Raw genomic sequence first — 23,042 nt, 5'->3', positions numbered from 1 at the left:
GTTCGATGTGACCGAGAACCCTTTTCGGATTCGCAAGATATTTTTCTCCCGTAGGAAAACCAACGGGCATGGAAACCACGTCCACGGAGGGACGCATCCTCGCGGTCTTGGAGGAAGACGCGAAAGCGTCGTACGCCCAGATTGCAGACCGGGCGGACGTGTCGAAGCCGACGGTTCGGAAGTACATCCGCAAACTCGAAGACGACGGCGTCATCATCGGCTACTCCGCCGACATCGACCCGAAGAAACTCGCCGGACAGTCCATCGCCATGGTCGGCATCGACGCGACCAGCGAGCGCTACGTCGAGGTCACGCGCATCCTCAAGGAACTCGACTCGGTGGAGGCGCTCTACACCTCTTCCGGCGACCATATGCTGATGGCCGAGGTCCGCGCCGTCGACGGCGACTCCCTCGGCGACGTCATCTCCGACGAGATTCTGTCTATCGACGGCGTCACGGCCGCACACCCCTCGTTCCTCCAAGAGCGACTGAAGTAACGCGCCCGGCTCGGCCGAGAAGCCGACGACCGCGACCGACTCGCCGCGCCCGTTCCCTCCCGCGTTACGTTCGCCGCGCTATCTGAAGCTTCAGGTGCGTCGCGCCCGTCCACTCGACCATGGTGGAGGAGACGCTGCCGGGCACGGCCGACGACGACGGTCCCGACAGCATCGTCCTTCACGTCGACATGGACTGCTTTTACGCCGCCTGCGAGCGCCTGCGCGAACCCGAACTCGAAGGCGAGCCGGTGGTCGTCGGCATGGGCTACGAGCCCGGCGAGGGCCACGGCGCGGTCGCCACCGCGAGCTACGAGGCCCGCGAGTTCGGCGTCGACAGCGCCCAGCCGATTTCGACGGCGCTCGAACGCCTCCCGCGCATCGACGACCTCGGGCCCGGCGACGACCCCGCGGCGGCGGGCCACTACCGCACCGTCGACCTCGAATTCTACAAGAGCGTCGCCGCCGACGTGAAGGCGATTCTCCACGACTGCGCCGACGTGGTCCGCGAGGTGAGCATCGACGAGGCCTACCTCGACGTGACCGACCGGACCGCGTGGGACCTCGCGGCCTCGGGCGACCGGACGCTGGCGGAGGGCTTCGCCCGCTACGTGAAACAGCGCATCGCCCGCGAGGTCGGCGTCGCGGCCTCCATCGGCGTCGCGCCGAACATGTCGACCGCGAAAATCGCCTCCGACTTCGACAAACCCGACGGGCTGGTCGTCGTCCGCCCCGGCGAGGTGCGGTCGTTTCTCGCGCCCATCTCGGTCGAGGAGGTCCACGGCGTCGGCCCCGTGACGGCCCGAAAGCTCGGGTCGCTCGGTATCGAGACGGCGGGCGATCTCGCCGACGCCGACGCCGCGGTCCTCGAAGCCGAGTTCGGCTCCCGCGGCCGCGAACTCCACGAGCGGGCGCGCGGCTACGACGACCGGGCGGTCACGCCGACGGGCCGGCCCAAGAGCCTCTCGCGGGAGTCGGCGTTCACCGACCCGACGGACGACATCAAAGACAAACGGGAGGTCGTCCGCGCCCTCGCGGCCGACGTGGCCGACCGCGCGCGCTCTCGCGGGGCGATGTACCGGACCATCGGCATCAAGGTGGTCGTCCCGCCGTTCGACATCAACACGCGAGCCACGTCGCTTTCCGGGCCCGTCGACGACCCCGAACTCGTCGAGTCGGTCGCGCTCGACCTGCTCGACGCCGAGTTCGCGGAGACGACCGTCCGAAAGCTCGGCGTCCGCGTCTCGAAGCTCTCCTTCGCGGACGCCGACCAGTCGAGCCTCGACGGCTGGGAGTCCGCGGAGGCGGGCGAGACGGGCGGCGACGGCGACGAGCGCGTGAGCGACGAGCCCCCGAACACCGGCGGCGAGGCCCCCTCGCGGGGCGGCCAGTCGTCGCTCGTCGAGTTCGACTGACTCCGCGGGACCGACGGGGCGAGGGGGAGGAACTATGGCGTCCGAGGGAGTCCACCAAACCGGATGACGGATTCGGACACGGAAACCATCTCAGTCGCCGAGATCAGCGACGGTCCAGGGGGAGAGGGAACCGAAGAACCGGGGACGACGGTCGACCTGCCTGTGGTCGACATCCTCACCGGCCGGGGGTTCGTCACGGGCAAGTCGGGGTCGGGCAAGTCGAACACGGCGTCGGTCATCATCGAGAACCTGCTGTCGGCGAACTTCCCGGTGCTCATCGTCGACACCGACGGCGAGTACTACGGCCTCAAACAGGAGTTCGAACTGCTCCACGCCGGGGCCGACGACGAGTGCGATATCCAGGTGAGTCCCGAACACGCCGAGCGACTCGCCACGCTCGCGCTCGAACAGAACGTGCCCATCATCCTCGACGTGTCCGGCTACCTCGACGACGCGGCCTCCGACGAACTGGTGACGGAGGTCGCAAAACACCTCTTCGCGAAGGAAAAGAAGCTCAAGAAACCGTTTTTGATGCTCATCGAGGAGTGCCACGAGTACATCCCCGAGAAGGGCGGGATGGACGAGGCGGGCAAGATGCTCATCAAAATCGGAAAGCGCGGCCGCAAACACGGCCTCGGCGTCGTCGGCATCTCCCAGCGCCCCGCCGACGTGAAAAAGGACTTCATCACCCAGTGCGACTGGCTCGTCTGGCACCGCCTCACGTGGCGCAACGACACCAAGGTCGTCGGGCGCATCCTCGGCTCGGAGTACGCCGACGCCATCGAGGACATGGGTAACGGCGAGGGCTTCCTCGTCACCGACTGGTCCGAGTCGATTCGGCGCGTGCAGTTCCACAAGAAAGAGACGTTCGACGCGGGCGCGACCCCCGGCCTCGACGACTTCGAGCGCCCCGACCTGAAGTCCGTCGACGGCGACCTCGTGTCGGACCTCAAGGAGATTTCCGACGAGAAGGCGAGACAGGAGAGCCGCATCGCAGACCTCAGACAGGAAATCGACAAGAAGGACGCGCGGATTCGACAGCTCGAACGGGAGTTAGAGGAGGCGCGGGACCTCTCGCGGATGGCCGACCAGTTCGCGCAGGCGATGTTCCAGAAGGCCGAAGCGCCCTACCGCGGCGGCGACGGTCGCAACCTCAACCGCCCCGCCGACAAGCAGGCCGCCCTCGGCGAGTACGACGGAAGTGCCGACGGCGACGTGGCGGACGCGGCTGCCGACGCCGGTTCCGGCGACGACGGGGCCGCAGACGCGGACGCGCCACCCCGACAACTCGAAGCGCCCTCCGGACCGCCGTGGCCGACTCACGGACTGCTCTCCGAGCGCGACGAGGCGGCGGCCGACGGCACGGGCGGGCCGAGCGGCGCGGGCGCGGCGAGCGAGGCGGCCCCATCGGCCGGCGACGAGTCGTGGCTGGCGGACGCCGAGATGGGCGACTTCCAACCGGCCGAACTCCATCCCGCGCCGGGCGCGGAGAGCCGCCGCGATGTCGTCGACCGCATGACGGCCATCATCGACGCGCTGGGCGACGCCCACCACGGGATGCTCGCGCACTACCGCGAGCGCGGCGTCTCCGACCCGTTGGCGGCCCACGTCGCCGCGGGCGAGACCGGCGACCAGCACCTCGCTTACGGACGAAACCGGTCGCTTCGTCGGGCGGGATTCATCAGACACGCCGGCCGCGGGAAATACGAGTACGCGCTGCCGGACCTCGTGAGCGACGAGTACGCGGACCTCTTGGGCGACGACGAACTTCGGGAGACGGTCGCGGCTATCGAGGCGTCGTTCGTCGAAGAAGAAGCCGACGGCGAGTAGTCCAGCCGTCGTTCGGTCCCGGCGGTTTTCGACGCCGTTACAGTTTACAGCCCGGAGACGAGGTCTTCGAGCGCCGCGCGCGGGTCGTCGGCCTTGGCGACGCCGGAGGCCAGCAGGATGCCGGACGCGCCGAGTTCCTCGGCGGTCACCACGTCGTCGCCGGTCGAGATGCCAGCGCCGCAGTAGACCTCCACGTCCTCGTCCACGTTGGCCGCGGCGTCGACGGCGTCGGTGACGATGCCGGGGTCGGCCGTCGCGACGGAGACGTCGCCGCCGATGAGTTCCGGCGGCTCGACGGCGACCGAGTCGGGGCCGAGCGCGGAGACCGCACCGATTTGGGCGGGGTTGTTGGCGCAGACGCAGGTTTCGAGGCCCGCTCGCTCGGCGGCTTGGACGGAGCCGTCGATGTCAGCGAGCTTCAGGCGCTTTTCGGAGTGGTTGATGAGCGTGCCGACCGCGCCGGCCTCGGCGACGGCCTCGGCGAGGGTGCTGCCGGTGTGGCTGCCGTGGCCGTTCGGGTCCACGTGCTGGGCCCACGTCTCGACGCCGGTGTCTGCGACGCGGGAGATGTCGGCCGCCTGCGGGGAGACGGCGATGCGGACGCCGGACGCCTCGGCCACGTCGCGCGCGGCGGTGGCGACTTCGATGGGGTCACACGGGTACGCCTTGAGGTTGACTAGGATGAACACAATCGAACTCGCGTCCGGCGAGACTAATAGATTGGTTTTCGTGGATGCGATTGCCACGAGACGGCGTCTCGCGGGCGGAAAATCGTGATGGACGAATCGAAGGGTTCGGTCGCGCGGGTCCCGCGACGGGTCGGCGTCGGGCGCTTCCGATTAGTCCTTCCGTTTGATCACGTCGCCGAGGGTGGTGGTCGTGGAGCCGCCGCCGGACCACTCGGAGTCGTCGTCGCTCTCGCCTTCGACCAGCGAGATGTCGAGCTTGCGCTCGATTTTCTTCCGGACGGAGTCCGGCGGCATGATGTCGCCGCGTTCGATCTTGCGGATGAGGCTCGCCTTCTCGTTGAGCGACTGGGCGAGCTCTTCTTGGCTCAGCCCGCGCGACTCCCGCGCCTGCCGGATGCGGTCGTCGTAGTCGGTCGCGATTTCGTCCATGTCGTCGAACATGTCGCGGCGGCGCGTCTTCGACGACGAGGAGGAAGACGACCCCGAGGAGCGAGAGGAGTTCGAGCCCGACGAGGAGGTGGTGGAGTACTTCGTGCTCGCACTGGAAGTCGACTCGGTGCGGACCTCCGTGCCGAACTCGGCGCAGTCGTCACACAGCTGCAGTTCTGCGCCTTCGACCTTCACAGTCTTCAGAGAGGCTTGGTCGGAGCCGCACATCTCGCACTGAGGCATACACTCACGTACCCGCCCGCCGCGTATAAAAGGCACGCCACCGGCCACCGAATCGCTCGGGGCGGGGGCGCTACCGGCTCCCGTCCGCCAGCGGGAGCGTCAGTTGGACGGTGCTCCACCCGTCGCGTCGGTCGTAATCGACGCGGCCGCCCGCGGATTCGACCACCCACTTGACGACCCACAGCCCCAGCCCGGAGCCGTGGCTGAGTTGCGTGATGTCCTCGTCACCGAAGACAGCCGCCCACTCGATTTCGGGGATACCGTCGCCGTCGTCGCTGACGCGGAGCGTCGCGTCGTTCTCGCAGCGCTTCGCCTCGATGCGGACCGTCACGTCTTCGGGGGTGTGTTCGAGCGCGTTCTCCACGACGTTGGCGAGCGCCTGCGCGAGTTTCGGCCCGACCGACACCGGGAGCGACGGCGGGAGGTCGAGGTCGAACGTCGCGGCGGGGAACCGAGTCCGCCGCGGCTCGACGACGGCGCGGACCGTCTCGGTCGCATCGATCACCTCGTCGGGACGCTGGTCGTCGAGGACCGCCGCGGCGGTCCGGGCCTTCTCGCTGACTCGGAGGAGCGTCTCCGTGTGGTCGGCGATTCGCGCGGCCCCGTGGTCGACGCGCGGGTCGGCCGTCGCTTCGCGTATCTCCTCGGCCATCCCGAGGACGACGTTCATCTCGTTTCTGAGGTTGTGCCGGAGGACGCGCTGGAGCACCTGTAAGTGCTCTCTGGCCCGGCGCTGGCTGGTGATATCGGAGTAGATGGAAAAGCCGTACTGCTTCCCGTCGCCGCGACTGTACGGGATGCCACGGTAGAGGAACTCGCGTCTGCCCCACGCGGTCTGCCGGGTGACGATGGCGTGATTTGCCTTCCCGTCGGCCGTCCGCTGGTCGAAGTCGACCGCCTCGTCGTCGGCGTCCGGCGGGACGATGAAGTCGTTGAGCGACTCGCCGCGAATCTCGTCCGCGTCGTAGCCGAAGACGCTCTCTAACCCCGGGTTGACCGCCCGAACGACCGGCTCGATGCCGACGATTTCGAACTCGATGACCGCGTCGTCGATGAGGTCGAACAGGTGGTCGAAGCGGTCGCGCTCGGTGTGCAGCCGCGCGGTCGTCGGTTCGGACGGCTCGCGGCAGACCGCGCCGACGACCCGGTTCGCGTCGGAGTCGGAGTCGAAGCGGTCGCCGTCCCCGTCCCCATAACCACCGCCGTCGCCGCGGTACGGGGCGAACTCGAGTTCGATGTCGATTTCGGCTGGCGCGTCCCCGACCGCCGGCCCGTCGTCACCCGCCGAGAGCCGACAGCGGCACCGACGGCTCTCCCACCCGCTCGCCCTTCGCACGGCGTCGAGCGTCCCGCGAACGTCCGGCCAGTCCCCGTCGCCGACGAAGCCGGAAAGCGGTCGCCCCCGGAGTGCCGCGGCGTCCGCGCCGAGATGCGCCGCGAACTCGTCGCTCGCGTGGATTACGGTTCCCGCCGCGTCGACGACGAACATCAGTCGCTGAGCGTCGCGTACGGCGGTCGGTCCCGCGTTCGGGGCCGGCGAGTCGCCACCGAGACGCCCGCCGGTTCGGTCACGAACTCGACGGACTGTGCCGCGCCGTCGCGGGCGATATCGGCCCCGCCGGCGCGTCTCGGGCCGCACCCCACGTCGAGAACGCCGTCGTGCGAGCGCGTCACGGCCGAACACGCTCCAGATTCAAAACTGAAGATAACCGAATCGAACGCCGGTATCGTCCCCGATACAGACGGTGTGTAGTATAATTCAGAATCATTTGAGGACGGTAACTGGTGATAATCTCAATCATATAAATCTGGTTTAGCGGGCAACATCCACACCCGACGCGGGGCGGTCCCACCTGGTTACGGGAGCGAAACGGATGCTAGAGCGGACCGAAAGAGCGCGCCGCGGCGACGGTGTCGGCTCGGGGTCGCGTCGCCCCGCGCCGAACCGAGTCGATTCGAGCGTGGGGCGTGGTTGGCTGAGTCGAAGTTTGACGGGGTGGGGAAGGTCAGGTCAGGTCAGGTCGCCCCACGCGCCCCAGAAGCGCTGGACCGCGGTGAGGTGGCCGACGACGGCGAAGAACACGAGGAGCCAGCCGGCGAGCGTCAGCCCGCCGACGGCGTCGGGGTAGACGGCGGACGCGAGGCCGACGAGGCCCATGAGCGCCAGTCGGTCGGCGCGCCCGACGAGGCCGCCGTAGGCGCGCCCGAGGCCGACCGCCTGAATCTGCGTGCCGAGGTAGGAGGTCATGAGGACGCCCGTGACGGCCGCGAGGCCCAGCGCGAACGAGTCGATGCCGGCGGCGAGGCCGACGAGGACGACGATGTCGGCGTAGCGGTCCAGCACGTGGTCGAGCAGGTCGCCGGCCTTCGAGGAGACGCCCTGCTCGCGGGCGAGCGCGCCGTCCACGAGGTCGAGCCAGCCGTTACAGAAGACGAACACCGCGCCGAGGCCGTACCAAAGCGGATCGGCGAGGCCGAAGGCGACGCCGGCGGCGACGGCGAACCCGAAGGCGACGACGCTCACGCCGTTCGGTGAGAGACCGACCGCGTCGGCGACGGAGACGAACGGGGCGAGCAGCTTGTCGGCGGTGTCGCGGTACTGGTCGAGCGTCATAGGTAGTCGATGAAGTCGACGGTTCCCGCCGAGGGTTCGCGCTCGCCCGCGACGACCGCCGCGATGTCGTCGGCGACGGCGTCGGGGTCGCGGTCGGTCGTGTCGATTTCGTACACCGACTCCTCGCCGTGGAACTCGACGGCCTCGCCGAGAATCACGTCCAGCGCCTCGGACTCGCGGTTCTCGCGCGCCTTCGCCTCGGCTTCGCCGCGGTCGAGGAGGCGCTGTTCGAGTACGTCGGGCCGACACCGAAGCACGACCACGCGGTCGGCCTCGAAGTGGTGTGCGAGGTGGCTCTCGACGATGCCGTCCCAGTCGCCGAGCTCGTCGCGGGCGGCGTCGAGGTCCACGACGAGCGTGTCGCGCTCGTCGTCGCGCTCGGTCCAGAGACCCTCGTCTTTCACGAGTCGGTTGAGGTGGACCACGTCGAGGTCGAGGTCGGCGGCGACGCGCTCGGTCGCCGTGGTCTTTCCGGTGCCGGGCGTGCCGGTGACGACGACTCTCACGCCGTCGGCACCTCCGAGACGATGCGGTTGAGCACGTCCACGGCGCGCTTGGTCTGGGTTTCCGTGCCGCAGGAGACGCGGATGCACTCCGGCAGGCCGAAGCTCCCGCAGTCGCGGACGATGACGCCCTCGCGCTGGGCGGCCTCGGTGACGGCCGTGGCGTCGCCGACCTCGACGAGGACGAAGTTGCCCTCGCTTTCCCACGTCGGCGCGTCGAGGTGTTCGCGGAGATAGTCGCGGGACCACCGGGCCGACTCGACGGATTTCTCGACGTGTTCCTCGTCGTCGAGCGCGGCGAGCGCGGCGCGGCAGGCGACCTCGCTGGCGGCGAACGGCGTGTTCACGCGGGCGTAGGCGTCGGCCCACGCCTCGGGCACGCAGGCGTAGCCGATGCGGAGGCCGGCCAGCCCGTACGCCTTCGAGAACGTCCGCAGGGCCGCGACGTTGTCGTACTCCGACAAGAGGTCGATGGCCGACGGCTCCTCGGCGAACTCGCCGTAGGCCTCGTCGACGACGAGGAGCGTGTGCTCTTCGACCGACTCGGCCAGTTCGACGAGTTCCTCCCGCGGGAGCACGGAACCGGTGGGGTTGTGCGGCGTTGTGAGGTAGACCATGCGCTCGCCGTCGTAGGCGTCGAGGACGAGGTCGGCGGTCTGTTCGAAGTCGTCGTCCTTCGACACCTCGTACTGGACGGCGTCGCCGTGGTGGTAGCGGGCGCTCATCGAGTAGTACGAAAAGCCGGGCGCGGGTTCGAGAATCCGGTCGTCCGGTTCGAGCACCGCGCGGGTCAGGTAGTCGATAGAGCCGTCCGCGCCGGGAGACACCCACACCTGTTCGGGTGCGAGGCCCCACTTGTCGGCGAGGCGTTCGGTCAGGTCCGTGTGGGCGGTCTTCGGGTAGACGCTCACGGTCGGCGCGGCGTCTTCGATGGCGGCGACCGCCTTCGGACTCGGGCCGTGGGGGTTCTCGTTCGAGGAGAGTTTCGTCAGGTCCTCGGGGTCCATTCCGAGTTCGCGGGCGACCTCCTCTGTCCCGCGGCCGGGTACGTAGGGAGCGTGCGCGGAGAGGTCCCGTGGTTGCATGGTCGGAAAATGCGGGTCGCGGTTCTTAAGGGTGCGTACTCCGGGTCGGACGTGGCGGTAGGGGGTCGGGTTGGGGACGCGACACCGACGGCCGTCAGCCGAGCGCCGCCCGAAGCGACTCGGCGAGTCGCACGGAGAGCGCCGCGATGGTGAGCGTCGGGTTCATCGCGCCGCCGGTCGGGAAGACGCTCGACCCCGAAATCCAGAGGTTGTCGAGGTCGTGCGCTCGGCACTCGGCGTCGACGACGCTCTCGTCGGGGTCGTCGCCCATCCGCGTCGTCCCCATGTGGTGGTACGCGGGACCGGTCTCGTCGGGGCCGACGGTCCAGCGGTCCTCGATGCCGAGTTCGTCCAGCACGCGCGTCTGAATCCCGTTGGCTCGCGAGAGTGCGGCCTCCGTCTGTTCGTCGACCGACCAGTGTATCTCGGGGACGGGGTCGCCGAGGTCGTCGGTCGTCGCCCGGTCGAGGCCGACGTAGTTGTCCTCGCGGGGGAGTTGTTCGACCAGCGCGCCCATCGAGATGTGCGTGCCGTAGCTCTCGTCCAACTGGTCGCGCAGGTCGTCGCCCCACGTGTCGGCGTGGAGGGCGTCGATGACCGGCGACGGGCCGGCGTAGTTGAGAAACTCCAGTTTGAGGCCGTTGACCGGCTCGGCGTCGTCGTAGAACTGGTGGCACTCGCTGGTGTTGAAGCCGACGTGATTCTGTCGGGTGGGTCGGTCGAGGCGGCCGCCCGCCCCGGCGAACAGGTGGTCCATGAAGTACCGACCGACCGCCCCCGAGGAGTTGGCGAGGCCGTCGGGGTAGCGGTCGGAGTCGGAGAGCAGGAGCAGTCGGACGTTCTCGACGCCGCCGCAGGCGAGGACGAACTGGGTCGCTTCCTGTCTGTGGGTCTCGCCGTCGGGCGTCGTGTAGGCGGCGGCGACGACGCGCTCGCCCGTCTCGTCGTGGTCGAGTCGCCGGACTCGCGCTCGGTCGATGACCCGCGCGCCCGCGGCTTCGGCCTTCTCGACGTGTGATTCGGCGGTGTACTTCGCGCCGGAGGGACAGACCGGCTTGCACGTCCCGTAGCCGACGCAGGACGACCGGCCGTCGTAGGGTTCGGAGTTGCGGGCGTTGCCCACCGAGTGCATGTCGATGCCGAGGCGCTCGCAGGCCGCAGCGAAGATAGAGTCGGAGTGCGACGGGCGGAAGGCGGGAAGGGGGTGGGGCTCCTCCCGGGGCGGCGCGTAGGGGTTGTCGGCCGCGCCGGCGACGCCCAACTCGCGCTCCGCGGCGGCGTAGTACGGCCGGAGGTCGTCGTAGCCGATGGGCCAGTCGGCACCGACGCCGTGTCTGGAGTCGAGTTCGAAATCGCGCTCGTGGAGGCGCATCACCATCCCCTGCCAGTGGAGCGTCGACCCGCCGACGCCCTTCACGCGGGCGGCGTTCAGCGGGTAAAACGAGTCGCCGGAGGAGGAAAACGCGTCCCGCGGGCCGCCCATCTCCCACGGGCCGCCGAGGCCGGGGCGGATGTGCTGTTCCAACTGTTCCCGCCTGTCGCCGTCGAACCGCGGCCCGGCTTCGAGGACGACGACCGACGCCCCCGACTCGGCGAGTCGGTGAGCCACGATACCGCCGGCGGGCCCGGCACCGACGACGCACACGTCGGCGTCTGAGACGGGCGACCTATCCATCGTGCTCACCTCCCGAGTCGGGCAGTTCGCCGGGGGCGTCCATCGTCGCCCGCCGGTAGCTTTCGGTCCCGCCGGGGTGGCCGATGGGGTTTTCGATGCCGACGAGACGGCCGCCGGTCGGTGAGGCGTAGAAGGCGTACAACAGTTCGTTCACGACGTGAAACCGGAGGCGCTCGGAGAGCGTCCCATCCTGAACCGGATCGGCGGTGTCGACGCCGAGTTCGCGCAGGAGGCGGTCGCGGTCGCCCGCCGGCAGGTCGGCGAAGGCCGCGCCCTCCCAGTCGCGGGCCACGTCGTCTAACTCGGTCGCGGCGTCGACCATCGCATCCCGGCGCGCGTCGTCTCTCGCGCGGCCGACGACGTAGGTCTCGACGAACTCCGAGACGCCCTCGGCCGCGCTCGGGAAGACCACCTCGCCCGCGGCGACCATCGTCTCGCGCACCGCGGTCGGCGGGGCGTCGTCGCCGTCCGCGCCGTCCTCTCCGGACGAATCGCCCCTCTCATCGGTCGACTCGGCGGTCGGCGGGTCGAACCGGGTCAGCGACACGGCCCCGCCGGTGACGCCGAGACCGGCGAGCACGGCCAGCGCGTCCCGTCGCGTCAGTCGCATTCGGCGGGAATTAGGCCAGCCTAATCTTAGGGCTTGCCTTCTCAGCCCGCGCGGTCGAGGACGACGGCGACGACGCCGAACGTGACGACGGCGGGAACGACCGCGACGACCATGTTGAACCGCGCGCCGAGGTTGTACGCGAGGACGAGCGCCTGCACGTACGCGAGAAACGTCGCCAGTATCGCGTCGAAGACGGGCGGCGCGCCGGTTCCGATGCCCGAGGCGTCCGCGAGACGGGTGATGAGAAGCGCGCCGACGCCGATTGCCGGAACGAGAAGCACGCCCAGCGGGGCGGCGACGAAGGAGTCGGGGTCGCCGCCGACGCCGAAGTGAATCGCGACCGAGGATGGGAGCGCGGGAAGGAGGGCGACGCCGGCGACGGCGCTCAGTGCGAGAATCGCAATGCCGACGAGTGTCAACCGAGGGACTCGCATACGGTCGGATTGCGACTCGGTGATGAAAAAACGGGGTGTCGGTCGGGTTCAGGCCTGTCGGACTCGGTGTTCGAGGATACCGACGCCCTCGACTTCGACTTCGACGGTGTCGCCGTCTGCCAGCGGGCCGACGCCCTCGGGCGTTCCGGTCGAGATGACGTCGCCGGCTTCGAGCGTCATGTAGGTCGTGATTTCGGCGACGAGGTCGGGAATCGAGAAGATGAGGTGTTCGATGCTTGAGTCCTGTCGCGTCTCGCCGTTCACGCGAAGCGAGATGCTCGCGTCGTCGGGGAGGTGGTCGGGGTCGGCGAGAACCGGCCCGAGCGGGGCCGAGCCGTCGAACGCCTTCCCGCGGACCCAGTTCGTCTCGATGTCCTGGTCGTCGCGGTTGGACACGTCGTTCATGACGGTGTAGCCCGCGATGACCTCTGCGGCGTCCTCGGGCGCGACGTTCCGGCACTGCTCCCCGATGACCACCGCGAGCTCGGCCTCGTGTTCGACCTGCTCTTTGCCCGCGGGGAGCGTCACGGTGTCGCCGTGGCCGGCGACCGCGTTCGGCGGCTTGAGGAACAGAAGCGGACGGTCGGGGACCTCCTCGTCGCGCTCCTCGGCGTGCTTGGCGTAGTTGCGGCCGATGCAGACGATTTTCGACGGCTCGCACGGGGGGAGCACGTCGACCTCGTCGAGGTCGTAGCGCTCGCCGCCGAAGGAGACCGAATCGCCGTGCCACTCGCCGGTTCGAACCGCGCCCGCGGGGTCGCGGAATCGGACGTGATGCATGCCCCACGCGTCGGCGGGTGGCGTGATAGGCTTTTACATCGTGCGAGTCGCCCGGTGACGCGGGACAGTGTTGCACGATTCTCATCGCTTTTGTGGCCCTGGGGTGACGGACGTGTATCGGCCGTCCCGGACAGTTCGTTCGAGTGGACTCGGGCGGCCGATTCTGCTGTCAAACTCGACGCGAGAGCGCCGGGGCTGTGCCGTCCAACGACGCCGAGAGAGCTCGACGAGCGGCACCGCCGAAAAGCGGTCACACCACCCCCTGCGAATAGCTTTTTGTGTATTTCGCCTGTAACAACCGAGTGCTATGGAACTCACCTGGCACGGTCACTCGACGTGGTACGTCACGGTCGGAGACACCTCGCTTCTCATCGACCCGTTTTTCGACAACCCCGCCACGTCTCTCGACCCGAGCGACGTGGAGACGCCGGACTACGTGCTTCTCACTCACGGGCACGCGGACCACATCGCCCACGCAGGCGAGTTCGACGGCGCGACGGTCGTCGGCACGCCCGAACTCACCGGCTACGTCGAAGCCGAGATGGGCGTCGACGACACCATCGGGATGAACATCGGCGGGACGGTCGAACTCGGCGACGCGTTCGTCACGATGGTCCGCGCCGACCACACGAACGGCATCAACACCGGTTACGAGCACGAGGCCGGGATGCCGGGCGGCTACATGATTAGCGACGCGGTGCCGACACAGGAGTCCGACGCCGAGTCGACGACGTTCTACCACGCGGGCGACACGGGGCTCATGACCGACATGCGCGAGATTTTCGGCGCGTACTTCGAGCCCGACGCGGCGGCGCTCCCGGTGGGTGACCACTTCACGATGGGGCCGTGGCAGGGCGCTGTCGCCGCCGATTGGCTCGGCGTCGACCACGCCTTCCCGATGCACTACAACACGTTCCCGGCCATCGAAATCGACGTGCGCGACTTCGAGCGCGAGGTCAAGGCCGCCGGCAGTCGGGCCGAGGTCCACGCGCTCGACGGCGACGAGTCGTTCACGCTCGAATAACCCCGCTCGGTCGGCGGCGACGTTTGGGGTCGGCGCTTGTGCACACCGTTGTCCTATTGAGGAACTTTTAGGGTCGGTCGCTTCTTCCTTCGGAGTGAATGTCCGACATCCAGACCTCTACTGTCAGCGAGGACGGTTTCGCATGCACGAGCCAGGTCGGCGACTTCGACCTCCAAATCGACGCCACCGACGAGACGGGTCCGAACCCGAACGCCGCGCTCGTCGCGACGTACGCCTCCTGTTTCCTCCCCGCCTTCCGCGTCGGCGGGCAGAAGACGGGCTTCGACGACCTCGGTAAGGTCCAGATCGACGCCGACGCCGACCTCGACGACAGCGACGACCTCGAACGCATCAGCTTCGACGTCTACGTGGAGTCCGACCTCTCGGACGACGAGTTCGCTGAAATCACGGAACTCGCCGAAGACATCTGCCACGTCCACGACGCGCTCCGCGACGAGTTGCAGGCCGACGTGACCGTCGTCGGCGACGCGTTCTAAGCGTCGCTCGCGGGTGCGCCGACACGTACTCATTCTTTTCGCAGAAACCGACGCCGCCAGCGACGAGTGTCGCCGCAGGCTCGGATTCGGGTTCCGAGACGCCCCGCCGGGTCAGTCGCGGCGCTTCTTATAGCTTCGAAGACTCATCGCCTCGCCTTCCACGATGATAACCTCGCGGTCTTGGGGGTCCGATTCGACGACGTCGTCGACCTGTTCGCGGAAGTACGGGCTGTTCGGCTCTTCCATACCTCTCCCTTCGTCGCCCCTAATAAAAATCTTTGTCAGACATTCTCACACGAGACATCGTGTGAGCGGCTCGACGAATCAGTCGTCCGCGGCCGCTGCGGCCGGTTCGTGGCTGATTTCGGTGCCGAGCACGTCGAGGAACGCCGCCAGCCACTCGGGGTGGTCCGGCCACGCTTGGCCGGTAACGAGGTTGCCGTCGACGGTCACTTCGTCGACCCACGAGCAGCCCGCGCGCTCGATTTCCGCGCGGACGGCGGGGTAGGCGGTCATCTCGTAGCCGTCGAGGACGCCCGCGGCGGCGAGAATCTGCGGGCCGTGGCAGATTGCGGCGACCGGCTTGCCCTCGTCGAAGAAGTGCCGGACGGCGTCGAGCACCTCGTCGTAGCCGCGGAGATACTCCGGCGCGCGGCCGCCGGGGACGACGAGCGCGTCGTAGTCCGCGGGGTCGATGTCCGCGAACGTCGCGTTCAGCGCGAAGTCGTGGCCGCGGGTCTCCAGATACGTCTGGTCGCCGCGGAAGTCGTGGACGGCGGTCTTACACCGGTCGCCGTCCTCCTTTTCGGGACACACCGCGTGGACCTCGTGCCCCACCATCTGGAGCGCCTGGAACGGTACCATAATCTCGTAGTCCTCGACGAAGTCGCCGGCGAGGAGCAGAATCTTCTTTCCGGACATGGGCATCACCCGCTCGGTAGTTGTCGCGTCAGAACGATAACGATTGTGTAGGGAAGACCCGCGGCGCGGACGGCGCAGTTCGACCGCTCTCGCGGCCGAACCGTGCTACTCCGAGACGAGACGCTCGACCTCACCGAGGTCGTCGAGGACGTGGTCGGGTTCGTACTCGCTGGCCGCGAGAGCCGCGTCGTCGGTCACGCCGGTTCGGACGAGCGCGGTCCCCATGCCCGCGTCGAGGCCGAACGCGACGTCGGTATCGAGGCGGTCACCGACGATGAGGACTTCTTCGGGAGGCAGGCCGAGTCTGTCGAGGACGTCCTCTTGGGCGACCTTCGAGGGCTTGCCGAGAATCGCGTCGGGGTCGCGCTCGGCGACGCCCGCGACGGCGTTGATAATCGCGCCCGACCCGGGGATGTCGCCGTCGGCGGTCGGGATGATAACGTCCGGGTCGGTACCGTAGAAGGCGGCCCCGGCCCGGAGCGCGCGGTTGGCGTCGCGGAGGTCGTCGTAGTGGAACTCGCGGTCGATGGCGACGACGACGACCTCGGGGTCGTCCTCGGGACCGACGAGTTCGAGGCCTGCGTCGCGGAGTTGGTCGCGGAAGCCCGACTCTCCGATGGCGAACGTCCGCGCGCCGGGATGCCGGTCTGCGAGGTACGCCGTCGTCGTCGTGCCGGAGGTGACGACCTCGTCGGCGGTCGCCTCGATGCCGGCTCGGCGGAGCCGCGCCTCGTAGGCGACGGGCGCTTTCGTCGGGTTGTTCGAGACGAACAGTCGGTCGAGTCCGGCGGCGTCGACGGCGGCGAGCCCGTCGAGCGCGCTCGGAATCGCTTCGTCACCGCGGACGACGGTTCCGTCGACGTCGAACACGACACCTCGGTAGTCCATCGTCCTCGGTAGGGAGCCGGGGCTGTTGAACGTTCGCCCGCGAGAACTATTATGTTCATTGGTGGCATATGTCGTCGCATGGATGTCTCTTCGAAGCGGCTGGTCGGGTGGCTTCGCGGGCCGGCGACCGGCAACAGCGCCGTCGGCGTCTACGGGCTCGTGACCACGATGGTCGCGGTGTTTCTGACGTACTCCATCGTGGCCACAATCTCCGTCGTCGTCCCGCTTCTGTCGACGACGACCATCGCCCTCCTGTCGGTCGGCGTGTGGCTGGCGACGTGGGCGGTCCTCGACGTGGTCGCCAGCCGGACGCTCCGGGAGTCGGGCGGCTGAGCGACTCGGGGTTGCGGCGGAACCGTCACAGAACCAAAGACCAATATGCGCGACGCCCTACTCGTCTACCGTGACGAATACGCAGCTGACACTCGTCCAAATCGACAACTACGGGCCGTGGACGGTCACTCCGGACCCGCGGCGGGAGATGGACCTCCAGACGCTCCAGTCGCGGCTCTTCGCCGACTTGGCCCAGTACGTCGGCTCTCGCGACGGGTACGCGTTTTTCACCCGATTCGACAACATGGTCGCGGTCACCAACGGTCTCGACCGCGACGACCACGAACTGCTGCAGGAGTCTATCGCGAACCGCTATCCCGTAACGCTCAGTCTCGGCATCGGCGTCGACCGGTCGCCCGCAGTCGCGCTCGAACGCGCCACCGACCGCATCCAGCGCGTCGGGAGCGCACAGGACGGCGACCGCCGCGAAGTGCTCTCCGGGGAGACCCTCGCGGACGCCGACCGCACGGGAACCGATCTCCAAATCGCGCACTTCGACGTGAACGACGCGACGGGCAAGTACACCGACCGCCTCAACGAGTTCGACACGTTCATCCACATCGAACAGGGCTACGCGTCGCTCATGCGCCACCTGCGCGAGGAACACGGCGCGCTGTCGTTCTTCGTCGGCGGCGACAACATCATTTCGGTCACGCCCGACCTCACAGAAGACCAGTACCGCGACGCAATCGACCACGTCGAGGCCGAGGCGGACGTGGAACTCAAAGTCGGCGTCGGCACGGCGTCGAACGCTCACGAGGCCGGCTTCGCGGCCAAACACGCGCTCGAAGACTGTCGCCACCGCGGCACGACCGTCGAGTACGCCGACGCCGCCGTCGAGACCGCAGACGACTGAGCGATGGAGGGTCGCGCGGTCTACTTCGTGGCCCCCGAACGCGTCGAGGTCCGCGACCGCGACGTGCCAGCGCCCGGTCCCGAGGAGGTCCGCGTCCGCACCCTGACCTCCGCGGTGAGTTCCGGGACCGAGCGACTCGTCTACCGCGGCGAGGCCCCGACCGACCTCGCCGCCGACGAGTCAATCGCGGCGCTGGAGGGCGACCTCTCGTTTCCGCTCCGCTACGGCTACGCCGCCGTCGGCGAAATCGAGGCCGTCGGTGACGGCGTGCCCGACTCGCGGCTCGGCAGCCGCGTCTTCGCGTTCAACCCCCACGAGAGCCGCTTTCTCGCGTCCCCCTCGGAACTCATCGCCGTCCCCGACGACGTGACCGACGAGCGCGCCGCGCTCCTGCCGACGATGGAGACCGCGCTCAACTTCGTGATGGACGGTCGGCCGCTCATCGGTGAGCACGCCGTCGTCTTCGGACAGGGCGTCGTCGGGCTCGTGACGACCGCGCTCCTCGCGCAGTTCCCGCTCGGGAGTCTGACCGCGGTCGACTGCGTGGCCGAGCGCCGGGCCATCGCCGAGGACCTCGGCGCCGACGAGGCCGTCCATCCCGAGTCGCTTGACGCCCCCGCCGACGGGGCCGACCTGACGCTCGAACTCTCGGGCGACCCCGACGCGCTCGACGACGCGCTGTCGGTGACGCGGTACGACGGCCGGGTCGTCGTCGGGTCGTGGTACGGCACCAAGCCAGCCACCCTCGACCTCGGCGGGCGGTTCCACCGCTCGCGCATCAGCGTCGAGAGCAGTCAGGTCAGCACCATCGACCCCGACCTTCGCGGCCGCTGGGACGCCGACCGCCGCTTTTCGCTGGCGTGGGACCACCTCGAAGACCTCCCGCTGGACCCGCTCGTGACCCACCGAATCGGCGTCGAGTCCGCCGCTCGCGCCTACCGACTCCTCGAAGACGCGCCCGACGAGGCCGTCCAAATCCTCTTTACGTACCGGAACTGTTGACAGTTCATGTACCGCGTCTCGGTTCGCAGGGACCTCATCGCCCAGCACCACCTGACGGTTCCGAACCCCGGCCCGGAGGGTGAGTTACACTCTCACGCGTTCACCGTCGAGGTCGAACTGTCGGGACCGGAGCTCGACGAGTACGGCTACCTCGTCGACATCGACGACGTGAAGGCCGCGCTGGACGCGACGCTGTCTCGCTATCGCGACGAGACGATGAACGAACTCGTGGAGTTCTCGGGGCAGAACCCGAGCGTCGAGCGGTTCGCCCGCGAGGTGTGCGAGCGGTTCGTCGAGGCGGCCTCGCTCGACGCACCCCAGCACGTCTCCGTCCGCGTTTGGGAGGACGACGTGGCGAGCGCGACCTACGAGACTCCGCTCTGACGTGCGTGTCGGCCTCGTCGTCTACGGCCCGCTCGACGACCGCTCCGGCGGCTATCGCTACGACTCCGAACTCGTCGGCGGACTCCGCGCCGCCGGCGACGACGTGACCGTCGTCTCGCTCCCCGAGCGGCCGTACCGGAAGCGACTCCGGGACAACGTCACCGCCGTCCGCCGCCTCCGCGCCCTCGACGTGGACGTGCTCTTGCAGGACGAACTGTGTCACCCCTCGCTCGTCGGCGCGAACGCCCTGCTCGACGACGAGACCCCGGTCGTCTCCGTCGTCCACCACCTCAACTCGCTGGAGCGGTTCCGGGCGTGGCGACGACACGCCAGACGCGCCGTCGAGACCCGGTATCTCCGTTCTGCGGACGCGTTCGTCTTCAACAGCGAGACGACGAAACGGACGGTCGCGGCCGTCACCGACCCCGACCCGAGCGTCGTGGCGCACCCCGCCGGCGACCGCTTTGCGTCGTTCGGCGCGCCCCTCGACGACGACGAGATACGGGCGCGCGCCGCCGATGGGCCGCTCCGCGTCGTCACCGTCTGCAACCTCGAACCGCGGAAGAACGTCGACGGCCTGCTCCGCGGTCTCGCTCGCGCCCGCGACGACTGGAAGCTAACCGTCGTCGGCGCGGCGGTCGACGCCGACTACGCCGACTCGCTTTCGGCCCTCGCGGTCGCCCGCGGCATCGACGACCGCGTGACGTTCGCGGGCCGGCTCTCGGACGCCGACCTCGCCGCGACGCTCCGGGAGTCACACCTGTTCGCGCTCCCCTCCCACTACGAGGGGTTCGGCATCGCCGCGGTCGAGGCGATGGGGTTCGGCCTCCCGGCGCTCGTCTCGTCGGCCGGCGGCGCGAGCGAACTCGTCACGCACCGCGAAGACGGCTTCCTCGTCGACCCGACCGACCCGGCCGAACTCACCGACGCCGTGGCCCCGCTGTGTCGGAATCGCCGGCGGTTGCAGTCGCTCGCTATCTCGGCCCGCGACCGCTTTCTCGCGCACCCGACGTGGGACGAGACGGCGGCGACGGTTCGCTCGTTTTTGCTCGATATCGTTGGTGGCGCCGACTGACGCCGACGCCGACGCGGACCGGGCGTCGACGTCGACCGCGGCGTCGACGCGGCGCTAATCGCCGCGGGCGGGCGAGGGACTGCCGCCGCCACCGCCGCCGACCTCGACGGTTTCTCCGACCTGCGTGTAGACGAGGAGCAGGCCGACCGCGCCCAGCGCGGTCGCGGCCACGAAGGGGACGGCGAAGCCGAAGCCGACGAGGACGCCCGAGAACAGCGCGCCGATGGCGACGCCGAGGCCGAACCCCATCGTGAGAAGCGAGAGCGTCGACCCCGACTGCCCCGCCTTGGCGATGTCGCCGGCGAGGGCGAGCGAGGGAGCGAAGACGGCCGCGACCGCGACGCCTTGCAGGAACCGCGCGAGAATCATCAGCGCCGGCGTCTGGACGAACCCCTGTGCGAGCGTCGTCGGGAGCAGGAGGACGAAGCCGCCGACGAGGAACGGCCGCCGCCCGTAGCGGTCGCTCAGCCGGCCGATGGGGTACTGGAAGACGACGTTGGCGAGGACGGTCGCGCCGAACTGCACCGAAAACAGGAACGTCCCCTGGTCGAGGCGCTCGTTGATGACGTTTGCGAGCGGGGCGTACATGGCGATGCTCAGCGCCATCACGACGGTCGCGACGCCGAGGGCGAACACGGGGTCGAGGCCGGGGCCGTCGGGGTTCCGAACCGAAATCGAGATGTCGTCGGCCGCCTCGCTGTCGGTCCGTTCTGGGTCCTCGATGAGCAGCGCGATGAGGACGAAACTGACCGCCGCGCCGACGACCGCGACGAGGAACGCGGCGTCGAAGCCGGAGAGCGCGACGCCGGCGAGCGAGTAGGGGCCGGCGGTGACGACGCCGCCGGCGACGAGCGGGCCGGTCCCGAAACCGAGCAGTCGGAAGGTGTTGAACAGGCCGAAGTTGCCGCCGCGTTCGTCCTCGTCGGAGAGTTCGTTCACGAGCGCCACCGTGACCGGGATGGTGAACGCCGCGCCGAGACCCTGGAGCGCACGCATGACGAGTATCGAGCCGTAGGCCGTGAACACGAGGTAGCCGGCGCTCCCGACGGCGACGAGCGCGAGGCCGGTCAAAAGAAAGACTCGGCGGCGGCCCGTGCGGTCCGACAGCGACCCCGTAAACGGCTGGCTGAAGCTGTTGAGAAACCCGAACAGCGAGAGCACGACGCCGATGAGGAGTTCGGTCGAGAGGGGTACCTCGACGACCCCGAGAGAAAGCGTCGTCCCGACGAACGACGGCATCGACACCAGTTGGCTCCCGATGTACAGCGGGAGGACGACGACCAGAAACGAGTTGGCGAGGGCGTCGACCATCCGAGCCAGCGCGAGCGCGAGAATCCGCGTGTCGAGGTTCGGACGCATCGTCGCCCGCTACGGCCCTCCGGCGTATCAAGCTACGCGCCCCAGCGGGCCTCGCCGGAGCCGCCGGAGCCGAGCGAGTCTGGGGGCCGCCGACTATCTGGACGACGCCGACCGGACCCACTCTTGGAGCGTAAAGCCCTCGTGGTCGGTCTCGGCGTCGAGTTCCCACTCGGCGGCGTCCCACTCGGGGTAGTACGTGTCGCCTTCGTACTCGCCGGGGACGCGGCTCAGCACCATCCGGTCGAGGTGGGGTTGGAACAGCGCGTAGATGGCGGCACCACCGATGACGTAGGCCGTCTCCGCGTCCAGCGACGCCGCGATGTCGACCGCCTCTTCGACGCTCGCCGCGCGGTGGGCGGTGTCGACCGAAAACGACCGTTCGCTTCGGCTCATGACGATTTGGGCGCTCCCCGGCAGGTCGTCGCGCATCGACTCGAACGTCGTCCGGCCGAGGACGACCGGGTCGTCGGCGATGCGGCTTCGGTACTGCTTTTTGTCGGCGGGGATGCTCGGCCACGGGAGTTCGCCGTCGCGGCCGATGACGCGGTTCTCGGCGAGCGCGGCGACAGAGACGAGTTCCATCACTCCCACGTCGGGCGCACGAGAGAAAATCGTTGTGCAGCGGCGGCGTCGCCTCCCGTCGTCAGCGCTCGGCATCGACCTCACCCCCGCCCGCGACCGCCCCGGCGCTCAGTTCTCCCGGTCGACGATGCGCCGGCAGTCCTCGATGAACCGCAGGAGGTCAGTCCCGAAGCCGGTTCCGATGCTGATGATGATTTGCTCCGCCTCGGAGAAGGGAAACTGCAGGACGAACGCGTTCTCGTAGTAGTAGACGACCGCGCGGCGTTCGCCGGCAGGAGACGAGTCGCTACTGGGAGACGAAAACGACGTCTCGACTTGGAGGTCGGTGACGGCCGCCGTCAGCGTCCGTTCGGTGTACCGCTCCGAGAGGTCGTCGCGGATGTATTCCAGTTCGTAGCCGCCGTCGGCGGCGATAACGACCGTCCGAAGCCCGTCGCCGATGCGCCTGCTCAGGTACTCGGCGAGTCGGTGCGCTGTGTCCCGTACCATACCGCCCCGTCACCCCCGGCGACTATAATCAGTTGGTATTCTTGTGGTAATTTCTTCCGACCGAACACCACTCCTTTTCAAACGAGTGATAGAGGCTCGGTGCATAGAGAAACAGCCGCGGGACCGCCGCCGCGACGGCGCGTTGGTTCTCGCCGTCGCTGTCGCTCTTCTCTGGTGGAGAATCGCTCACAGAGAACGCACCTCCTGAGTGGGTGAGAACCCACGCGAGAGCGTCGCTACTCCTTGTTAAAACCCTGCGAAAGGATTAAGGTTAGAGTGGGGCCGGAGGGATTTGAACCCCCGATCGACTGATATCTCCGGTGGGCACCTCGGAACTCCAGAGGGTCGTCAACACGACCGATGATCAGTCGGTCGCTCAGTATATCAGCTGGAGTGTCGTCCCGGGCGCCAAGCCTCTGGAGTCAGTCGCCATGCCGGGCTTGGCCACAGCCCCGATTCGTTCTGTCTGCACTCTCTCGTATGGCGATTTTTCTTAAAGGGGTTTCGATTCTACTCGTCGCGGTCGTCGTCGGCCCAGTCGCACTCCTGGCACTTGTAGGCCGTCACGAACTCCGTCACGCTCGGCATGTAGCCCACCTGGATGACGTTCTCGCCGCACTCCGGGCAGTCGAAGTCGGCGTCTTGAATCGGCTCGGCGTCCATCGGGCGCTCGCCCTCGACGAGTTCGGCGAGCGTCTCGGGCGTGACCATCCGTCCTTGTACGACGCGGTTGCTCATACCCGTGCAACCGTCCCGAAGTAAGTAAGCCCTCCGCCAGCGGTCGGGGAGGTGTCGGGGACCTGGCTGTCCGCGAGGCTGCGTCCCGAGTCG

The 23,042-nt window shown here is 68.5% G+C and carries 29 protein-coding genes and 1 tRNA gene; 10 read left to right on the top strand and 20 right to left on the bottom strand.

Annotation, left to right across the window (positions count from 1 at the left end; all coding sequences use genetic code 11):
* Window positions 1–68: 68 nt before the first annotated feature.
* The 3 genes from lrpA1 to HVO_RS10965 all read left to right on the top strand — a co-directional run bounded on the left by lrpA1 (window position 69) and on the right by HVO_RS10965 (window position 3,739).
* Complete coding sequence (gene lrpA1, locus HVO_RS10975) at window positions 69–497, top strand: HTH-type transcriptional regulator LrpA1 (protein ID WP_004043634.1); 429 nt, start codon at window positions 69–71, stop codon at window positions 495–497.
* Window positions 498–616: 119 nt separating this feature from the next.
* Window positions 617–1,909 (top strand): DNA polymerase IV, encoded by a 1,293-nt coding sequence (dinB, locus tag HVO_RS10970; protein ID WP_004043635.1) that lies wholly within the window; start codon window positions 617–619, stop codon window positions 1,907–1,909.
* A gap of 63 nt (window positions 1,910–1,972) precedes the next feature.
* Entirely contained in the window at window positions 1,973–3,739 is a 1,767-nt protein-coding gene (locus HVO_RS10965) for a helicase HerA domain-containing protein (protein ID WP_004043636.1), read from the top strand.
* A 44-nt stretch (window positions 3,740–3,783) separates the two neighbouring features.
* On the opposite strand, the gene tpiA is transcribed toward HVO_RS10965, so the two are convergent.
* The 11 genes from tpiA to HVO_RS10905 form a co-directional block, all read right to left on the bottom strand.
* Window positions 3,784–4,428 (bottom strand): triose-phosphate isomerase, encoded by a 645-nt coding sequence (tpiA, locus tag HVO_RS10960; protein ID WP_004043637.1) that lies wholly within the window; start codon window positions 4,426–4,428, stop codon window positions 3,784–3,786.
* A gap of 150 nt (window positions 4,429–4,578) precedes the next feature.
* Window positions 4,579–5,100 carry a multiprotein bridging factor aMBF1 gene (locus tag HVO_RS20130; protein ID WP_013035531.1) on the bottom strand — a complete coding sequence of 174 codons (522 nt, stop codon included), beginning with the start codon at window positions 5,098–5,100 and terminating at the stop codon, window positions 4,579–4,581.
* A gap of 70 nt (window positions 5,101–5,170) precedes the next feature.
* Entirely contained in the window at window positions 5,171–6,589 is a 1,419-nt protein-coding gene (locus tag HVO_RS10945) for a sensor histidine kinase (RefSeq protein WP_004043640.1), read from the bottom strand.
* Entirely contained in the window at window positions 6,589–6,774 is a 186-nt protein-coding gene (locus HVO_RS10940; protein ID WP_004043641.1) for a hypothetical protein, read from the bottom strand. Before HVO_RS10940 ends, HVO_RS10945 begins: the two co-directional genes overlap by 1 nt.
* Window positions 6,775–7,111: 337 nt before the next feature.
* Window positions 7,112–7,714, bottom strand: coding sequence for a CDP-alcohol phosphatidyltransferase family protein (locus tag HVO_RS10935; protein WP_004043642.1), 603 nt, complete (start codon window positions 7,712–7,714; stop codon window positions 7,112–7,114).
* On the bottom strand, window positions 7,711–8,220 hold the full coding sequence (locus HVO_RS10930) for an adenylate kinase family protein (protein WP_004043643.1): 510 nt from the start codon (window positions 8,218–8,220) through the stop codon (window positions 7,711–7,713). Before HVO_RS10930 ends, HVO_RS10935 begins: the two co-directional genes overlap by 4 nt.
* Entirely contained in the window at window positions 8,217–9,302 is a 1,086-nt protein-coding gene (gene hisC, locus HVO_RS10925; RefSeq protein ID WP_004043644.1) for a histidinol-phosphate transaminase, read from the bottom strand. Before hisC ends, HVO_RS10930 begins: the two co-directional genes overlap by 4 nt.
* 94 nt (window positions 9,303–9,396) lie before the next feature.
* Window positions 9,397–10,977, bottom strand: coding sequence for a GMC family oxidoreductase (locus HVO_RS10920; protein ID WP_004043645.1), 1,581 nt, complete (start codon window positions 10,975–10,977; stop codon window positions 9,397–9,399).
* Complete coding sequence (locus HVO_RS10915; RefSeq protein WP_004043646.1) at window positions 10,970–11,587, bottom strand: gluconate 2-dehydrogenase subunit 3 family protein; 618 nt, start codon at window positions 11,585–11,587, stop codon at window positions 10,970–10,972. The genes HVO_RS10920 and HVO_RS10915 overlap by 8 nt, the downstream gene beginning before the upstream one ends.
* A gap of 41 nt (window positions 11,588–11,628) precedes the next feature.
* Entirely contained in the window at window positions 11,629–12,021 is a 393-nt protein-coding gene (locus HVO_RS10910) for a DUF1648 domain-containing protein (protein ID WP_004043647.1), read from the bottom strand.
* A 48-nt stretch (window positions 12,022–12,069) separates the two neighbouring features.
* Complete coding sequence (locus HVO_RS10905; protein WP_004043648.1) at window positions 12,070–12,801, bottom strand: fumarylacetoacetate hydrolase family protein; 732 nt, start codon at window positions 12,799–12,801, stop codon at window positions 12,070–12,072.
* A gap of 307 nt (window positions 12,802–13,108) precedes the next feature.
* Between HVO_RS10905 and HVO_RS10900 the strand changes: the two genes are divergently transcribed.
* Both HVO_RS10900 and HVO_RS10895 read left to right on the top strand, forming a co-directional pair.
* Complete coding sequence (locus HVO_RS10900) at window positions 13,109–13,825, top strand: metal-dependent hydrolase (RefSeq protein ID WP_004043649.1); 717 nt, start codon at window positions 13,109–13,111, stop codon at window positions 13,823–13,825.
* A 98-nt stretch (window positions 13,826–13,923) separates the two neighbouring features.
* Window positions 13,924–14,322: an OsmC family protein gene (locus HVO_RS10895; RefSeq protein ID WP_004043650.1), complete on the top strand. Its 399-nt coding sequence runs from the start codon at window positions 13,924–13,926 to the stop codon at window positions 14,320–14,322.
* 111 nt (window positions 14,323–14,433) lie between these two features.
* Here HVO_RS10895 and HVO_RS21410 read toward each other — a convergent pair whose 3' ends face one another.
* The 3 genes from HVO_RS21410 to HVO_RS10885 all read right to left on the bottom strand — a co-directional run bounded on the left by HVO_RS21410 (window position 14,434) and on the right by HVO_RS10885 (window position 16,131).
* Window positions 14,434–14,568, bottom strand: coding sequence for a hypothetical protein (locus HVO_RS21410; protein ID WP_004043651.1), 135 nt, complete (start codon window positions 14,566–14,568; stop codon window positions 14,434–14,436).
* 78 nt (window positions 14,569–14,646) lie between these two features.
* The gene (locus HVO_RS10890; protein ID WP_004043652.1) at window positions 14,647–15,243 is read right to left on the bottom strand and encodes a DJ-1/PfpI family protein; all 597 of its coding nucleotides are present in this window, start codon (window positions 15,241–15,243) and stop codon (window positions 14,647–14,649) included.
* 105 nt (window positions 15,244–15,348) lie between these two features.
* Window positions 15,349–16,131: an HAD-IIA family hydrolase gene (locus HVO_RS10885; protein WP_004043653.1), complete on the bottom strand. Its 783-nt coding sequence runs from the start codon at window positions 16,129–16,131 to the stop codon at window positions 15,349–15,351.
* A 78-nt stretch (window positions 16,132–16,209) separates the two neighbouring features.
* On the opposite strand from HVO_RS10885, the gene HVO_RS10880 reads away from it, so the two are divergent.
* The 5 genes from HVO_RS10880 to HVO_RS10860 all read left to right on the top strand — a co-directional run bounded on the left by HVO_RS10880 (window position 16,210) and on the right by HVO_RS10860 (window position 19,781).
* Window positions 16,210–16,464 (top strand): hypothetical protein, encoded by a 255-nt coding sequence (locus HVO_RS10880; protein ID WP_004043654.1) that lies wholly within the window; start codon window positions 16,210–16,212, stop codon window positions 16,462–16,464.
* A gap of 70 nt (window positions 16,465–16,534) precedes the next feature.
* A complete protein-coding gene (locus HVO_RS10875) occupies window positions 16,535–17,320 on the top strand; it encodes a GTP cyclohydrolase III (RefSeq protein ID WP_004043655.1) in 786 nt (261 codons plus the stop codon).
* A gap of 3 nt (window positions 17,321–17,323) precedes the next feature.
* On the top strand, window positions 17,324–18,322 hold the full coding sequence (locus HVO_RS10870; RefSeq protein ID WP_004043656.1) for a zinc-dependent alcohol dehydrogenase: 999 nt from the start codon (window positions 17,324–17,326) through the stop codon (window positions 18,320–18,322).
* A 6-nt stretch (window positions 18,323–18,328) separates the two neighbouring features.
* On the top strand, window positions 18,329–18,706 hold the full coding sequence (locus tag HVO_RS10865; protein ID WP_004043657.1) for a 6-pyruvoyl trahydropterin synthase family protein: 378 nt from the start codon (window positions 18,329–18,331) through the stop codon (window positions 18,704–18,706).
* Between the two features lies 1 nt (window position 18,707).
* Window positions 18,708–19,781 (top strand): glycosyltransferase family 4 protein, encoded by a 1,074-nt coding sequence (locus tag HVO_RS10860; protein WP_004043658.1) that lies wholly within the window; start codon window positions 18,708–18,710, stop codon window positions 19,779–19,781.
* A 54-nt stretch (window positions 19,782–19,835) separates the two neighbouring features.
* On the opposite strand, the gene HVO_RS10855 is transcribed toward HVO_RS10860, so the two are convergent.
* The 6 genes from HVO_RS10855 to HVO_RS10840 form a co-directional block, all read right to left on the bottom strand.
* A complete protein-coding gene (locus HVO_RS10855) occupies window positions 19,836–21,140 on the bottom strand; it encodes an MFS transporter (RefSeq protein WP_004043659.1) in 1,305 nt (434 codons plus the stop codon).
* Window positions 21,141–21,233: 93 nt separating this feature from the next.
* On the bottom strand, window positions 21,234–21,722 hold the full coding sequence (hdrA, locus tag HVO_RS10850; protein WP_004043660.1) for a dihydrofolate reductase HdrA: 489 nt from the start codon (window positions 21,720–21,722) through the stop codon (window positions 21,234–21,236).
* A gap of 108 nt (window positions 21,723–21,830) precedes the next feature.
* Window positions 21,831–22,211, bottom strand: coding sequence for a hypothetical protein (locus HVO_RS10845; protein ID WP_004043661.1), 381 nt, complete (start codon window positions 22,209–22,211; stop codon window positions 21,831–21,833).
* A 28-nt stretch (window positions 22,212–22,239) separates the two neighbouring features.
* Window positions 22,240–22,401 carry a hypothetical protein gene (locus HVO_RS20925; RefSeq protein ID WP_161606682.1) on the bottom strand — a complete coding sequence of 54 codons (162 nt, stop codon included), beginning with the start codon at window positions 22,399–22,401 and terminating at the stop codon, window positions 22,240–22,242.
* An 87-nt stretch (window positions 22,402–22,488) separates the two neighbouring features.
* A tRNA-Trp gene (locus HVO_RS20700) sits at window positions 22,489–22,665 on the bottom strand.
* A gap of 56 nt (window positions 22,666–22,721) precedes the next feature.
* Window positions 22,722–22,949, bottom strand: a complete 228-nt coding sequence (locus HVO_RS10840; protein ID WP_013035372.1) for a DUF5795 family protein — start codon at window positions 22,947–22,949, stop codon at window positions 22,722–22,724.
* Window positions 22,950–23,042: the final 93 nt, after the last annotated feature.

This window comes from Haloferax volcanii DS2, assembly GCF_000025685.1.
GTDB lineage: Archaea > Halobacteriota > Halobacteria > Halobacteriales > Haloferacaceae > Haloferax > Haloferax volcanii.
This window is presented reverse-complemented; position numbering and strand designations above follow the sequence as displayed.